This window comes from Trichocoleus sp. FACHB-46 (assembly GCF_014695385.1).
In the GTDB taxonomy this organism is placed as follows: Bacteria; Cyanobacteriota; Cyanobacteriia; order FACHB-46; family FACHB-46; genus Trichocoleus.
In genome coordinates, this window is the sequence record NZ_JACJOD010000084.1 from 22506 (window position 1) to 38274 (window position 15769).

Below are 15769 nucleotides of genomic sequence, written 5' to 3' on the forward strand. Positions count from 1 at the left end.
TAATTGTTAGAACCTGGAGGTCAGTGGGATGCAGCTTCGCTAGTTTGAGCTCATTGGCCTCACGCAAGGTATCAAGAGCCTTCCTCAAATCCTGCTGTTCCTCACACCACTGCTGTTCTGTTGGTGAAGCAAAGCCCGCCTCAATCGACTGGGCATAACCGTTGGAGAATCAGCTTCAACTGTTGCCCATCCTCCAGATAAGACACATACTCATTGTCCCCTACCTGGATATCTTGACCTTCGAGGTCTGGCCCATAACGCTCTGCCAGGATGACAATCGGAGCCCGGCTATCGAGAACCGTGTGTTGGCGAATCTGCTGTCCAATGGCGATAGAATGCTCGATCGATTGGTTGTATTGATTGAGCAATATCAGGTCAAAGCGATCGTGTCCTCCCTCCACTCGTTGCAGAGCGTCGGCTTCATCGATTGCTAGGGTGACGTCGTAGCCCCACGTCTGGAGGTTCTGCTTCAGCAAGGGCCGCACCTCATCATCCGGTTCAAAGACAAAAATTCGCGGAGATGGGCGGCTCGTGGATTGATCGTTTTGGACAGAAATCATTGGAATGGTATATGGTCCAGTGAGCTGACGGTTATTTTCTGCCGAGCAAGCGATCGTATTCTGCCTTGGTTCTTTTGAAGCATTCACAAGCAGAAGCTTCTAGTCCACCCTGATTGAGGATTTGGACATCTCTTCGCCGATATTGAATCAGTTTTCGCTCTTGCAGCTTTTGCGCGGTCTGCGTCACCCCGGCGCGCCGTACGCCCAGCATCGTGGCAATAAACTCCTGCGTTAGCGGCAGATGGTCCGAGTCAATTCGCTCTTGGGCTTCCAGGAGCCAACGTGGTAGGCGTTGTTCTAGCGTGTGCAAAGCGTTGCAGGCCGCTGTTTGAGAGACCTGAGCCAGAAACGCCTGGCTATAACGTAGAAGCAAGTCGTGCAGTTCACCATAGCGATTGAACTCCTGTTGCATGACCTGAGCGTCAATCTTCATGGCGCTGCCTGCCCCTTGGACGAGGTACTCGGTCTGAGTGTTTTCGCGATTGCCCATCAAGGTGTTAATGCCCAGCACTTCTCGATTCCCCACAATCCCGACCTCTGAGGTCGCTCCATCTTGCATGGTGATGGTGACCGAGAAGAGGCAGTCAATCGGGAAATAGAGATGAGATAAGGGCTCACCAGGATGGTGAACGGTTTCAGCTAGCGCTAAGGTAACCCGCTTCAGATGAGGCCCCAGGCGATCGAGTACATCCGCCGAGAGCGCAGCCAGTATTTGATTTTTAGCAGTCATAAAAGCCTTAAACAGTTGGCGGGAGAGGCCCTTCGTAGAACACATCTCAGAAGTAAGGTCAAGGTTTTTAGTCACAGGCATTGTCTGCCACCTCTTGAGCCTTTCCGATAATGCCAGCCATCACTGCAATGAATCTGTCAGTGTTTAATGGCTTAAGTCAGTCCCCAAAAAACCAGTTGCTAGTACCCAAATCCGAGCATTCTCTTCAGCGCGTATGGTCAGTGCGATCGCGAGAATTAGGGTACGGTTTGTGGTTTCAAAGGCCTTTACGATTCCTTGAAGGAAAAGAAGAAAGCATCTATTGCCTACTCAACTTAAGATTTATACTAGTTGATCCAGAAACAGAGTTCAGTACAGTTTCGTACCTTAGAAGAAACTCAGGCACACTCAAGGTTGATACTGGATCAACTCTTCTAAGCTCCCTTGATCAAGGCGATCGCACCTTTGAGCTTCCAGTCAATTGGAAGTCAACTCCAAGCTCTCCCCCTGGACAGGTAAAGAAGCCTGACTTTACAAACTGCGGTGCATGAAGAATTCTGGAGTCGTAAACCCAGGCCGACAATTTTGCCAGTAGAGTGACTACTACAACGATTGTTGAGAACGCTGAAAAGTTACATTCTCCAGAGGCTACCCTCATGACCCTGATTCGAGTTGCTCTGATTGAAGATCATGACCTGACTCGGGCAGGGCTCCGAACGATGCTCAGTTTTCAAGCAGGAGTTGAGGTAGTCGGAGAAGCAGCCAACGGACTGGATGGCTTGACCTTACTCCTGGAGACTCCGATCGATGTCGCCCTAGTCGATATTGAGATGCCTGGTCTCAATGGCATTGAGGTAACTCGTCGCTTCAAGCAATGGTGGAGTGAGAATCATCCTGAAGCTGCCCCCCCGAAAGTACTTATGTTGACGATGCAGGAGGATGAAGCCGTAGTCTTAGCCGCTTTTGGAGCCGGGGCAGATTCCTACTGCATGAAAGATGTGAGTACAACTCATCTGCTCGAAGCCGTCAAAAGTACGTATAACGGCAACCACTGGATTGACCCCTCCATTGCCCGCATCATCTTAAAGCACAACAGTCAGAGGCAGGCGAATCAAGAGGCCACTGCTGCTGAGCCTAACTCCAGAGCGATCGCCGTGGACGAGGAGTATACCAGCGCTTTAGCAGCGGCTCCGCTGACGAGTCGAGAGCTCGATGTCATCCGATTGATTGTCGAAGGATGTTCCAATGCTGAGATCGCCGCCCGATGTTACATCACGGTCGGCACGGTTAAAACTCATGTCCGCAACATTCTGAACAAGCTTTGTGCTGAGGACCGCACTCAGGCTGCTGTGAGAGCTTTACGTGGCGGCTTAGTTTCTTAAGCCACCTTGACCTATCAATCACATCCACCACTGATGCAAAGAGGCACTAGGAGATTTGTACTAATTTGATGCAGGTCTGTTAGGCGGAGTCTGATACAAGGTACAGTAAAACCAAGTTTCAAAAGGTAAGCGATCGCCCCGCTAGGTAAAAGTAGGAGCGATCGTTTTTTATAGAACCCGACCTGCATGAGTGCAATTAAGCAGGGTATGGGTAGGGTATGAGAGCTAATCGGCCAGTGGAAAGGACGATCGCTAGCCTTGGGAGCTGAATGGTTGTTTCGCTGCTCTTGGCTGAGCAGATAAGCTCAAACCCTAGGGCTCGCGTTCTGCTACTTCTGTTCCAACCTGATTTGTTCGGAGCTAACCCCGATTAAGTAGAGGATCTCCATCAAACAATTGATGCGCTTCATGCTGAATTGGAGCTTATCCAGCGTTATTGCACGCTCTACCATCAATTCTGCAAATCTTTTAGGGTGAGTCATGCTGACATCAACAAACAGGGACGCTATGACCTCTAATCATGGCAGAACCTCCTAGCCTCTAAAACTGCCGCAGGTATAGTTGGAAGGGCGATCGCACTCCCATGAGTTGAATTCCCACTCAATCTATCCCAGCAGCTAAGTAGGGTATTGTTTGGGAACACTTCCAAAATAGGTTTCAGCAGTGTTTCCTATCTCCAGTCACAGGCAAAATCAAAAACGATGCTGAACCAAGCTTCTGACCGGCTCCAGCAAAATGCTCCAAGAATCATGCAGATATGGGAAAAACGAGCGCGGGATGAAGTCAGTGCCTCCATCCATCAAGACTCTCTAGTCTTGCAAAATTCGTTACCCCTTTACTTAGGCCAATTGAGTGATGAACTCTCAACCACAATCCACAGAACCCCTGGCCGCATTGCATCTGACGAAGTAGAGAGCACTCGGATTCGCAAGCTGCATGGACACGAACGGGCGGGGTACGCAGACTACTCCATGAGTCAGCTAATTTTTGAGTATCACATCCTCCGTCAAGTTATTTTTCAGGTTATAGAGGAAGAAGCGCCTTTAGAGGTATGGGAACGAGACATCATTATTGGCTCTATTGAACAAGCCGTTAATGACGCTGCGACTCAGTTTTCCCAGACGCTGCGAGATATTCAAGAGCTGTTTATGGTGACGCTAACCCACGACCTCAAAAATCCCATCAATGTCGTCAAGATGGGAACCCAACTAATGCTGCGTCGCCTTGAGCGGGGAGATGCCCACATTGATGTGGCAGCGAGAATGATCACTGCGACCGAGCGCCTTGATGCAATGATTCAAGACCTCTTAGATGCGAGTCGGGTGCGAGCCGGAGAACCTCTAAAGCTGGAATTGGAAGCCTGTGATTTGGACGGGCTCGTCCAGGAGATAGTAGAGGATTTGACTTTCACTTATGGGGAACGGTTTGTGCTCGTCTCTGATGGTGAAGTCAAGAGCCATTGCAGCCCTAAACAAATTCGACGGGTGATTGAAAACTTAGCGACTAATGCCGTAAAGTATGGGGCTGCTGATACCCCCATCACACTGACGCTCCTGCAAAGTGAAACCCAGATTAGCTTGACCCTTCATAATAAAGGCAATCCCATTGCCCTAGACGAGCAATCCATCCTGTTTCAACAGTTTCGCCGCACCCTGGACGTCGGTGAGCAAAGCGGATGGGGGCTAGGACTATTTTTAGCCAAGAGTATTGTTGAGGCCCATCAGGGAACGCTTGAGGTTGAGAGTGCAGAGGGTAAAGGGACCAGTTTTATCATTCAGTTGCCTAAACTTCCCCGCTAGGAGGCTCAAGGGAGCGATCGCTTCCAAAGAAGGTGACATGACCGACGCAGGGCATCGGCAAGCACTAAGGTTGGCGTATCTAGATGTAACAGGAAAATCTTAATTTTTTCCTATTGAGAAACAAGAAGCTCATAGGTCTCGCTCTAGAATTCTCATGTAACTGATGAGTTCCCTCGATTTGTCCGATAGGAGTCTAGGGAACTATAAGTAGCTCTTACGCTGAACAACGGGTGGACCAGGGCTCAATGTCAAAACTCAGGAATCGCTGCTTGCTGGTTGTGGATGATGATGCGGATACTCGGCTTCTACTTGCAATGGCACTTGAATCCGAGGGAGCAGAAGTTCTGACAGCCGCTTCGGCAAAGGAAGCTCTTGACTTGTTAGCCTGGCGCAAGCCAGACGCACTCCTCTGTGACCTTGGGCTACCTGAAGTGAATGGTTGTCAACTTCTCCAGGCAATCAGAACTAAAAAGGCCAGAGTTTGGCAACGAATTCCAGCCATTGCTGTCACGGCTTACGACAGCAAGCAAGTTCAGCCAGAAGCACTGGCAGCTGGATTTCAACTGCTTTTCACCAAACCAATCGATTTGGATGGGCTGACTGCCGCGATCGCAGAGCTAACTCAATCTAAAGTCTGTGATTTGATACATTCGAAAGCGGTCTCAGCGTTAGGGACAGAACACTCAGGGGCAGTGGAGAACGCTTAGAAGAGAGTGGAAGACGAATCTAAAGGAAATATTAAGTCTAGTGGCATCAAAAAAGTTTAACGGTAGCTTAACGTAGCGTATAGCGTTGAAACTTTACGCCCCTTAAAACGGGGTCAGCTCTTATAAAGGCCCTGACCATAAACTTTACGGAATACTTTACAAAGTGCCAACTCTAAAAAGGGTTGGCACTTTGTAATTGAGAGGCAATTCTGGTTCGCACTGTAGCGCTGATCCAGAAGAATCGACGGGAAGCGATCTCGGCACACTAAAACAGCTTTGCCAGTTTGACCTAATGGACCTCACGCAAGGCATCAAGAACCGCCTTCAAATTCTGCTGTTCCTCGTACCACTGAAACACTGCCGCGATTGTCTCAGGTTGAATGCTGGAGTAATTCTTGGCCATGTCTTCCTGACTCCATCCCGCTTCAATTAAAGTCAGGACAAACCACGCAGATGCGATCGCACCACTAGCTTTAGGCTTTTAAGCAACGCAAGCAGGCTGTGGCAAAGCCTGACTCGACCCCTGACACCACAACTTCGAACGAGCATGTAGGGTAAACCACAGCCTGAGAACGAACTTTCACTCTCCTTAAACGGTGAAAGTAGCCCGCTTTAGGCGGTTGAACAGAAAGTTCGCCCTTGTCACAGTTTGGGCGATTCAGATAGGATGGACCCCTTGAGCTGCACTCCTGGTGAGTTCAGCGATCGTGGCCAGTAACTCATCAATATTGACGGGTTTGACCAAGAACTTTTGAAACCCGAATGATACTGCCCCTTGACTGTCACTAGGTGCGGCAAGTCGAGTACTATACCCAGTTACCGCGATCGCTGGAATTACCTTGGATGAACCCGACTGAAGGTTTCTAACCAGGTCGAGCAGAGCATAACCGTTGCCATCGGGTAACTTGAGGTCTGTAATTAGAATATCTGGAAAAAACTCTTTCATCGTCTTGAGAGCTGTTTCCACTGTAATTGCTGTAGCGACTGTTGCTCCCGACTGAGTTAAAAACAAATCAAACAGCTCTAACGTTTCAAGATTATCGTCAACCACGAGAACTGAGATGCCACTCAAGAGGAGCCTCATGTCTGGCTCTTGACTCATAGTATTTTGTATGTCAGTTATACGAGTTACAAAGCTGAGGTGTATGCATGACCTTAGTTGAAGATGCTTGTGAAGTGGAGGATGGGTGACCCTTAAGTCACTGAGGGTTCCCAGTTACTCACGGGATCGATGTGATTCAAAAATTGGATGTTTTTGTCCTTAGCGAGATCCAAGGCAAATCTCAGAGCACTTTCGTAATCTTTCTGAGTGGAGAGAAACCGCCCGCCACCCGAGTAACCTGCCGACCCCACGTGTAAGGTAATCGCTTGCCCTTCGACATAAATCGAGTAAAGGTCTCCATTTGTTAGGTGGGGATTCATAATTTGGTGACCTGCTGAGAGGAAGAGCTTCATTATGCTCGCATTCCAAAGCAGCTTCGACTCTATTTAGACAGAGCAGTACTGCTTCTGGTCCAGGACTAAAAGGCGAGCCGCCGCCAACTCGATGAGCTTAACTGTGCCTCTAATCACCTTGCCTCACTAGATGACATCGATTGATCTCCCACTCGTCCAGCCAAACTTGCCACCATCGAGATCAATTGGGTCGAGTCCACAGGTTTCGCTAAATGCATTTGAAACCCAGCATCGATCGCCTGTTGCCGCTCTCGGTCGCTGACATAGGCAGTAATGGCGGCTGCCGGAATCTGGCCTCCAGTGACTGTATCCAGCTCTCTCACCTGACGAATCAGGGAAAGCCCATCTTCCTCTGGCATGCCAATGTCTGATAGGAGTACATCATATCCGCTAGGGTAGGCAACTAGAACCGAGATTGCCTCTCTGACCGAAGTCACTCCCACGACTTGTGCCCCCACGCCTTCCAACAGGTATTTCATTAAGTCAAGAATATCTACTTCGTCATCCACGACCAAAACGTGTAAGCCTGCCAGCAAAAGAACTTCCTGGTTTATAGCGGCTGAAGGCTCCGCGACTGTCGGTTCTGAGTAGCTCGACGAAGTCAATTCCAAGGGCATCAGACGTGCTTCAGGTGATGTTACTGGGTTCCCGAAAGGAATCGTCGTTTGCAGAGGGAACCTCACAATCATCGTGGTTCCTTGTCCTTTGCCGGAGCTCTCGGCTTGCACTGTGCCGCCATGCAACTCTACAATATGGCGAACAATGGCCAGGCCCAAACCTAGCCCCTGACTACCTTTAGTTGTGCTGGCATCTCCTTGACGAAAGCGCTCAAAAACGTAGGGTAGCAATTCTGCCTCAATGCCCTGTCCCGTATCGCTGACTTGAATCTCGGCATGAGTCTGCACAGGTGCTAACTTAATTTCTACCTGTCCACCAGAGGGCGTAAACTTGATGGCGTTCGCTAGCAAATTCCACAGCACTTGCTGCAAGCGCCCGCGATCGCCCACAATAGTGGCAGCTTTTAGCTGCGACACGATTTGAATCGCTTTCCCCTCTGCGGTAAGTTGAACAGATTCGATCGCCCCACCCACGACAGAGGCCAGATCCAGTGACTGGGTGTTGAGGTGCAGTTTGCCGCTAGTAATCCGCGAAATATCCAGCATGTCCTCAATCAGTTGAGATTGGGCTCGCGCGCTTCGCTCTATCACTTCTAGGGCACGAGTGACGGTTGACTGGTCTAGCTGGCGATTGCGAAGAACTTGCGCCCAACCCAGCATGGTATTTAGGGGGTTGCGGAGTTCATGGGAAAGGTTAGATAAAAATTCATCTTTCGCTCGGTTCGCAGCCTCTGCTTCTTGACGGGCAGACTGTTCCTGGTTCAGGAGCTGAGATCGCTCGGCTTCAAACTGCTTACGCTCGGTAATATCTTCAACCGACAGCAAAATTTGTTGAGCTTCCCCGTCTTGAACAATCTTCCAACCATTGAGCAACATGACTTTGGGCCCAATCCGCTCAAAATCATGCTTCACTTCAAAGTTCTGAAGACTCGTATCATTAATCAGAATATCTTCCAGGAGCGCTTGCAATCCGGGGATGTTCCAGTGACCGTTGCCCAAATCAAACAGCAGCACTTGGACAGTTTTGGGGGGCACCATCTGAAACGTTTTATAGAACGCTCGGTTGGCTTGGGTTACCCGAAAATCAGATTCCAGCACGAGCAGCGGCACTTGCACTGTTTCTACAATTGCTTCTGCATAATTCCGGGCTGCTTCTAGCGTGGAGGCACTGCGCTTCAGGGCATCAATATCGAGCAATACCAACACTACGCCGTCGATCTGATTTTCAGTCGTGCGATACGGACGAATCCGCAGCATGTACCAATGATCTTCCTGGGTTTGCACTTCCAGTTCCTTGACGCTGAGCGTCTCCAGCACTTCTAAAATCAGCTGGTCTAAGTCTGGAACCTGGAGGTTGGTTCTAATATCACTCAACGGTCGTCCCGTGTCGGTGGGAATAAAGTTGAATAATCGCTGTGCCATGGGCGTGAAGCGACGAACCCGTAAGTCGTGAGTCAACATCAAAATCGGGATGTTGATGCTCGCCAACAAATTGGTCAGATCGTTGTTGACCTGGTGCATTTCTGCATTGCGGCTTCGGAGTTCTTCATTCGTGGTACTAAGTTCTTCATTCGTGGCTTGAATTTCTTCTTTGGCCGTTTCTAACTCTTCGTTGGTGCTTTGCAACTCCTCATTGCTCGACAAAATTTCTTCATTGGCAACTTTGAGGTCTTGATTGGTATGCTCCTGCTCTTGAATGATGGCCTGCAAATACTCTTGAGTGGCGGCTCGTTCCTGATTCGCCGCGTCTAGCTCTTGCCTGAGTCGTGCATTCTCCTGCTCTAGCGCTCCCTGGGGAATATCTGAATTGACGGAATTCGGTGGGCTAGCGGGTGGTGCGTCTTCAAAGAGGACTAAAAAGCGGCGTTCTTCCGTAATCGGCACCTTGAAGGGAATCACTTGAAGATTGACTACTCTGGAGCGATCGCCTTCTTCTAAGCGGAGTCCATTTCTGGTGATGGGCATCTCCTGTCGTTGCGCTTGGTAAACCGCAGCCCGGAGTTCGACCAGCAAACCGTCCCTCACTAAGTTAAAGAGGTTGAGGTTCACAACGCCAGAGACGAGTTTCAAGTAGCGATCCACCTCTCCTCGGAGTTGCAGCACCTGCATCTTATGATCGAGCACGGCTCCCACAGGAGCGTAATGATTGGCAATCAGATGATCGACCTTTTGATCGAGGTCAAACTCCTCTGTCGGCGCGGGCAGAGGTGGGCGACCTGCTAAAACTTGGCTAGTGCGATCGCTGACCTTCGCAATCGGATGGCGACTGGGGGCAAACGAAAGTGGGGAACGAGTTGCAGCTGGCTTCCTAGTATAAAGTTTGTGTTTTTTCTCGACCAAAGTAAACAGGTCTGAAGCTTGACCCGTGCTCTCTGAGTTACCGAGGAGTAGAAAGCCAGTCGGGTTAAGGCTGTAATGAAAAATGGGCATAATTTGCTTTTGCAGCGCATCTCCCAAATAGATCAGCACATTGCGGCAGCTCACCAGATCGAGATTACAGAATGGCGGATCGCTGCCCAAATTTTGATGGGCAAACACACAGAGTTCACGCACAGCCTTACTAATTTGAAATCTGTCTCCCTCCAAAGCATAGAAAAAGCGACAACGACGCGCGGCTGACACGTCCACCATCTGGTTTTCTGTATAGATGCCTGCTCTGGCTTTGTCGATCGCCACATCGCTGATATCAGTGGCAAAAATCTGGATCGGGGGTTGGATATTTTGATCTGCCAAAAACTCTAACAAGCAGATGGCGATCGAATAAACTTCTTCACCTGTCGAACAGCCCGCGATCCAGATCCGAATCGACCTGTCGTTAGACTTGTTTTGTGTAATCGTTGGAAAAACTTGCTTTTTTAGGAGTTCGAAGGCTTCCGGATCGCGGAAAAAGCTGGTGACGTGGATTAATATTTCTTCGTACAGTGCCTTGATTTCAGCTGGATGCACTTGCAGGTACGTGACATAGTCCTCCAACCGTTCCAGCTTATACAACAGCATGCGTCGCTGAATCCGCCGATCAACCGTGTTTGTCTTGTAGCGGCTAAAATCAACACCTGTTTTGGATTGCAACAGGGCAAAAATTGTCGTTAGGGCATCAGTGGGTGGGGGTGATAACTCCGTCAAAATGGGTGGCATGAGGCGAGCCATGATCGGGTTGCGGCTCAAGTTTGCTAGTTCCTCAGCAATTTTGGCAGGCGGTAGCACAAAATCGACATTCCCCGTAGCCACGGCTGTGTTGGGCATACTGTCAAATTGGGCCGTGTCTTCACACTGAGCAAAGGTGATGCCACCCGCTGCCTTAATGGCTTTTAATCCCAGAGAACCGTCGCCATCGCCTCCCGACAACACAACAGCGATCGCCTTATGTCCGCGATCCGCTGCCAACGAGGCAAAAAAGGCATCTCCTGGCATATATTTACCCAACACTTTCTCACGGGGCGATAGTTGCAGCACCCCTTCAGAGAGAACCATTTTGGTGTTGGGTGGAATCACATAAACCTGGTTTGGCTCGACGGTTGTGCCGTCCTGTACTTCGTGGACTGGCAGCTGTGTCGTTCTAGCCAGAATCTCGGTCAGCAAACTCTCATGATCTGGAGCTAAATGCTGAATCAGCACAAATGCCATCCCCGTGTCGGTGGGTAGATGGCTCAGCAATTGGGTAAAGGCTGCTAAACCTCCTGCAGAGGCTGCAACTCCCACGATGGGAAAGGCTGCCTCGATCTCCTCTCCAGTCAGTTCAAACGTCGGTTGCTCAGAAGAGTCAGGAGACATAAGTTAAGTTGAGCACCTCAGTATCGCAGCTATCATTTTTACAATCAGCCGCTGTACTCATACTCTAAGACGCCTGACTAGATCCTGCCGAATTTATTGTATTTTGCATGAAAGATGTAATATAGCCTTCCCCATCACACCCTCAATGGTGGAGAGGCGATCGCCCTTCCAAGTTTTTAGCCTCGCTGCTGCCTTCCCCTGCCTCACCTCGTTGTAACCTTAAGGATTAGCTTTAGCGGATAGCGACTATCGTTGATGGAACTGAGCATAAGTAGCGCGGCATAGAACCTAGGCTCCAAAGTCATTGAGATGAATCTGCTGGCTTTGGAGCCTGCCGATCATCATCCAGCGGAGCGTTTGTGGGTAGCGAACATCGCGCCACCGAATTTCACGTTGACGCAGAAATTGAGACAGGGCATAAAGACGGGAAGCCGAAAACATGGATTTGACTGATTTGTGTGGTGACCACGAGAGCGTAAGTCTCATCTCGTTCCCCTCCCAGCTTCTGTTTCAGCCTGCTTCCGTTTTGTCAGTCAAGCAGGTGTCTAAACACCTCATCAGAAGTATTCCTCTTCTGTCACTCCTGCTAGAGAATCGGTAAAAGCTCTCAAGTTTGTTGGGCACTGCTTAGATAAATTGGTGGAAACACTGTTGCAACAGCACTGCTATTTATCGTTTCTCAAGAGTTGCAGAAGCGTGAATAATGCCTCTGCTCTTTTAGAAATCTCGCAAAAATTATGATTGATTTTAATCAACTTAAGCTGAGAGAGCGCATTTGGTTGGGCTATGCAGTCCCATTAGTGCTGACAATCGCCACAACTGGCGTCGTTGTGGTTAATGCTAGGCAAGTCATTGAGCACAATCGGAAGACCAGCCTAGGAGCCAAAATTGTTCAAGAAACTGACCGTCTGGAGACCGATCTGTACAAGCGTCAAACTCATTTGCGTGGCTATCTTCTGACCCGGAATAACGTTTTCTCACAAGCTTACGAAGCTAGCGTTCGAGAATATCAAGCCAGAATCAATACTTTAGAACCAATCATTTCTGCTTCCGGAGACGAGCAGGTTGAACGGTTGCAACAGTTAAAAGTTTTGGGTGAACAAATTTCAGAAATTAACCGCAATCTGATTGGTTTAGTTGAAGTAGGCAAAATCAATGAAGCTAATCAAGAGTTGGTTCAAGGCCGCATCTTACCCCTCATAGACGAAGCAGGCAGGGTACTCCAGGGATTGAATACTCAAGAGGACAAGCTGCAAGCTCAGCGAGTCAAAGCCGCAGAATCTGCCATGCGCTCCTTGATTGTCACCGCTGTCCTAGGGGCAATCGCTGCAACTGTGCTAGCCATTGCCACAGGTGGCCTGATTTCATCTCGCATTACTCGCACAATTAATGAAATTGTGGCGACCGTAGCGAGCTCTTCTACCGAAATTGCCATTGCTGTAGAACAGCAGGAGAAGACCGTCTCTCAGCAAGCCGTTTCTGTGAACCAAACTACAGTAGCCATGGATGAACTGAGTGTCGCTTCTCAGCAATCTGCTGAGCAAGCAGAATCCGCCGCCGCTGAAGCGCGCCAAGTGTTGAACTTAATCGCTGGTTTGGGTCAAGTAGAGCAGCAACATGGCAATAGTCTGCGAGAAAAAGTAGGGCAAATCGCCGAACGAATTTTATATTTGAGCGAGCAAACCAACCAAATTGGCACGATTTCTACCTTGGTGAGTGATCTGGCGAATCAGACCAACATGCTCGCGCTGAATGCTGCTGTCGAAGCGTCACGTGCCGGAAACCAAGGGAAAGGGTTTGCAGTCATTGCGACAGAAATCCGAAAACTGGCTGACCAAAGTCGCAAGTCAGCCGATCGCATTGGCACTCTCGTCAGTGATATTCAAAACGCTACCAACTCTACAGTCATGGTGACGGATGAAGGCACAAAAACTGTTGAGAGCATTGTGGCTGCGGCGAACAATATCTCCTTAAGTAACCAACAAATTTCTTTGACCTCTAAGCAGCAGGCGATCGCGATTCAGCAAGTGGTGGATGCCATGATGGCCATCAACCAAGGAGCGAGCCAAACAGCAAGTGGCATCGGGCAAACGAAAGTAAGCACTCGACAGTTGAGTGAAGCAGCGCTCACCCTAAAATCAGTTGTTTAGTTGTAGGTGCTGAGTTCATCAGGATGCATAGTTTGCGTTCTTTTGGCAAGATTAGTTCTTAGTAGGGCTTGGAGAACATAGAACTGTGTGCTTCCAGATTTGATTCCACCCTGGAACAGCATCTGGTAATGACCTCTATGGCTGCAGATTTACTTTAGAAGTAGCCTCTTAGCCTTTCAATCCTTTGCTCTTGGGATAGTGAGCTACACGGGATTCCAAGCTTGAGCTTGCTGGCGATCGCACTGCTAAATAAGTCCAGTTAGCAGTGCGGGGTTATATTTCCCAATCCAGAGTACTGGTGTCAAAGGTCATGACAAAGCTAATCAGCCTCTATCGGTAGCCATCCCTAAAGAGAGTCTCCAGCTTCAGAGCAAGCACAAGGACGGAACAGAGTTTGAATCGAACCACTCTTAAAGGCAAGTACTGTAAAGCCATTGACTCTCTTTAGGGAAATAACGTCATCAGCGGCCTCTATGACTCGGTAGAAATGGCCTGCCTCAGAGAGCAAACATTCGCCTGCTAATACGGTCATCGCTTAACTGTTTACTAAATCAATAAGTATATTTTTATACCTTTGCTAATTGTGGTGTAGGTTTGTGGCAACAAAGTTCTATTTTCTACATACAAGTTAAGGATTTCTTGAGCCAGCACTGCGATTGCTCAGTCATTAAAGTTTGCGGTTTAATGTTGGCATGCTCCAACCCACGACGGTTAAACCTACATCCCTAGCTCTCGCCAAAACTTCTCTTGAGGTATCACCTTCCCGCAGTTCACACGAAATCAAGTCCGAGCCCTCACAGAATTGATAGCCTAAGGGCAAGTCTGAAGGCGGTTGAAAACAGGTGAGAATGATTTTTTGGGCCATTCTTACAGGGCAACTGACTAGATAGGCACAGGTCCTAGAGTAAAAACCTTGCAGCGTGAAAAAAACCGCTAAAGCGCTTAATCTTGATGCCTGTAAGCAATATCTCCCAAAGGCAGATTGCCTAAGTTATGGTTCTATCGAGCTGGCATGCAATACTGGCGACCATCAAGCCAACCGTCGTCAAACCATTGGTGGCTCAATCAGGGAAGTGTCAATCGTGTGGATTGTATTTTCAGTCAGAGGATCTGATGGCAGTTCACCATGTGGACGGCAACTCAACCAACTATCAACAGAGCAATCTGGCGTTATTGCATCGACATTGCCATGACCAATTGCACCGAAATCTGCGTGGCAAGCACCGAGCGGTTGAGGAGCCATGTGAGGCGACGAGGCTCATGCACGGTCCTGAAGACCAGCGGGGTGGGTGACTGCTCCGCTGAGTTTAACTCCATTGCTATACAAGGGCGAAGAGGCCGTGGCGAATCCCATACAAGACTCGAGCAATTAAGACTTTGTCCGATTCTTGAGCCGCTCTGGCCGTAGACAGAGTAATCAGCCAGCGATACTCTGTTGCAGTCAAGCTACCACACAAGAAAATACTGCCAATCAATTCTTCTAAATTAGACGCTTGAGAAGGCACTAAAGACTGCATAGCGGCTAGGCAAACGTTGAATTGCCAACATTAGATGACGATTCCAGAATGCCTTGTAGCGGTTACATTTGGCACCGAGCGATCACGGATATTTTCCCACTAGCAATTTAGTTCGCTCCATAGATTCCGCTGCTAGCAGTCCAGAGACCCCACTTCAGTTTAGGTAAAAGGACAACCCCTGCAATGAAGATGGGCTTCATCTCTCGACCTGTAATGATGCTGGAATTCCTGACCAAAAGAGCATATACGGCTATCACGAACTAGGAGACCAGTGCCCCAACTATAAGGTGGGTTCGATCAGTTCTAGAACATTTAAGAATGCTCACACTCCTTTGCCAGAGATACTTTCAGACTGAGTAGAGCAGGGCATACTTTGTTGTTCTGAAGAATAGAACATTCCATAGAACCTAGCGAAGTAGGTAAAGCCAGTACAGTGGCTGACCTAAGAGCCTTTTGTTATATTGGTTTGTCTAGAGATTATCTAGAGATTTTCAGCTCTTATCCAGGGGTAGTGATTTTTAGTGTCATTTTATAGTACACTTGAACTACCTATATTCTTTCAGCTATGTTTTACCCAGAATCCATTTTCGATGCGATGGAGCATTACTCAGCTCACTGTGATTCGCACCGTTTTTCCATGCTGAAAACAGCGATTCAAAAGTATGCAATTCCTGAATGGCAAAAGATATCTGGTAATTCTTCATCTTCGCCAAAACAAGTGCCCATAACAGCTATAACTCAACTTGTAAATCTAGTCACTTTAGGCTGTCGACAAACAGGTTGTAGCTCTAGAACGGAGAGTAAATATCGAAGCTATACCAAGAAATTTATAGAGTTTTGCCAGGAGGAAGGCTGGCTTTCAACTTCCTCATCTTCTCAGGCTCAACATGATTTGCAATGCCAAGACTCATCTACTACACAAGAGTTCTTAGAAGTCTACAAGAGTTTAGGCAAGCAGCATCTTAATGCTGGTGAGACTCGTAACTATGGATCTAGTGAATTCTATCGCTTTAAAGCAGTAGGTGGCCAAAAGAGGATTTATCAAGTCTCTTCGACTGGCATTAAACGTTCAGCAAACTACGGGTTAGGAACACAGCCAGGA

Annotated in this window: 15 protein-coding genes; 6 read left to right on the forward strand and 9 right to left on the reverse strand. The window is 48.6% G+C overall.

Features of this window, described 5'->3' with window-relative positions:
* Positions 1–140: 140 nt before the first annotated feature.
* Positions 141–647, reverse strand: a complete 507-nt coding sequence (locus H6F72_RS28930) for a hypothetical protein (RefSeq protein WP_190443416.1) — start codon at positions 645–647, stop codon at positions 141–143.
* Entirely contained in the window at positions 592–1371 is a 780-nt protein-coding gene (locus H6F72_RS28935) for a Crp/Fnr family transcriptional regulator (protein WP_199299379.1), read from the reverse strand. The genes H6F72_RS28930 and H6F72_RS28935 overlap by 56 nt, the downstream gene beginning before the upstream one ends.
* Positions 1372–1925: 554 nt before the next feature.
* On the opposite strand from H6F72_RS28935, the gene H6F72_RS28940 reads away from it, so the two are divergent.
* The 3 genes from H6F72_RS28940 to H6F72_RS28950 all read left to right on the forward strand — a co-directional run bounded on the left by H6F72_RS28940 (position 1926) and on the right by H6F72_RS28950 (position 5157).
* A complete protein-coding gene (locus H6F72_RS28940; RefSeq protein WP_190443380.1) occupies positions 1926–2651 on the forward strand; it encodes a response regulator transcription factor in 726 nt (241 codons plus the stop codon).
* A 701-nt stretch (positions 2652–3352) separates the two neighbouring features.
* A complete protein-coding gene (locus H6F72_RS29925; RefSeq protein WP_206755477.1) occupies positions 3353–4450 on the forward strand; it encodes a sensor histidine kinase KdpD in 1098 nt (365 codons plus the stop codon).
* Between the two features lie 245 nt (positions 4451–4695).
* Positions 4696–5157 carry a response regulator gene (locus tag H6F72_RS28950; RefSeq protein ID WP_190443382.1) on the forward strand — a complete coding sequence of 154 codons (462 nt, stop codon included), beginning with the start codon at positions 4696–4698 and terminating at the stop codon, positions 5155–5157.
* 289 nt (positions 5158–5446) lie between these two features.
* On the opposite strand, the gene H6F72_RS30925 is transcribed toward H6F72_RS28950, so the two are convergent.
* From H6F72_RS30925 to H6F72_RS28975, 5 genes are all read right to left on the reverse strand, one after another.
* A complete protein-coding gene (locus tag H6F72_RS30925) occupies positions 5447–5617 on the reverse strand; it encodes a DUF433 domain-containing protein (protein ID WP_190443413.1) in 171 nt (56 codons plus the stop codon).
* Positions 5618–5815: 198 nt separating this feature from the next.
* Positions 5816–6241 carry a response regulator gene (locus tag H6F72_RS28960; protein ID WP_190443384.1) on the reverse strand — a complete coding sequence of 142 codons (426 nt, stop codon included), beginning with the start codon at positions 6239–6241 and terminating at the stop codon, positions 5816–5818.
* A gap of 110 nt (positions 6242–6351) precedes the next feature.
* Positions 6352–6579 carry a hypothetical protein gene (locus tag H6F72_RS28965; RefSeq protein ID WP_190443386.1) on the reverse strand — a complete coding sequence of 76 codons (228 nt, stop codon included), beginning with the start codon at positions 6577–6579 and terminating at the stop codon, positions 6352–6354.
* A 146-nt stretch (positions 6580–6725) separates the two neighbouring features.
* A complete protein-coding gene (locus H6F72_RS28970) occupies positions 6726–11000 on the reverse strand; it encodes a chemotaxis protein CheB (RefSeq protein ID WP_190443388.1) in 4275 nt (1424 codons plus the stop codon).
* 288 nt (positions 11001–11288) lie between these two features.
* Complete coding sequence (locus H6F72_RS28975) at positions 11289–11441, reverse strand: hypothetical protein (protein ID WP_190443390.1); 153 nt, start codon at positions 11439–11441, stop codon at positions 11289–11291.
* A 296-nt stretch (positions 11442–11737) separates the two neighbouring features.
* Between H6F72_RS28975 and H6F72_RS28980 the strand changes: the two genes are divergently transcribed.
* Positions 11738–13150, forward strand: a complete 1413-nt coding sequence (locus H6F72_RS28980; protein ID WP_190443392.1) for a methyl-accepting chemotaxis protein — start codon at positions 11738–11740, stop codon at positions 13148–13150.
* Between the two features lie 346 nt (positions 13151–13496).
* On the opposite strand, the gene H6F72_RS28985 is transcribed toward H6F72_RS28980, so the two are convergent.
* Entirely contained in the window at positions 13497–13682 is a 186-nt protein-coding gene (locus H6F72_RS28985) for a hypothetical protein (RefSeq protein WP_190443394.1), read from the reverse strand.
* A 461-nt stretch (positions 13683–14143) separates the two neighbouring features.
* On the opposite strand from H6F72_RS28985, the gene H6F72_RS30930 reads away from it, so the two are divergent.
* The gene (locus H6F72_RS30930) at positions 14144–14443 is read left to right on the forward strand and encodes an HNH endonuclease (protein ID WP_190443397.1); all 300 of its coding nucleotides are present in this window, start codon (positions 14144–14146) and stop codon (positions 14441–14443) included.
* 26 nt (positions 14444–14469) lie between these two features.
* Here the strand turns inward: H6F72_RS30930 and H6F72_RS28995 are convergent, their stop codons facing one another.
* The gene (locus H6F72_RS28995; protein ID WP_190443399.1) at positions 14470–14667 is read right to left on the reverse strand and encodes a hypothetical protein; all 198 of its coding nucleotides are present in this window, start codon (positions 14665–14667) and stop codon (positions 14470–14472) included.
* 565 nt (positions 14668–15232) lie between these two features.
* On the opposite strand from H6F72_RS28995, the gene H6F72_RS29000 reads away from it, so the two are divergent.
* A partial coding sequence (locus H6F72_RS29000) for a hypothetical protein (protein ID WP_190443401.1) occupies positions 15233–15769 on the forward strand: 537 nt, incomplete at its 3' end.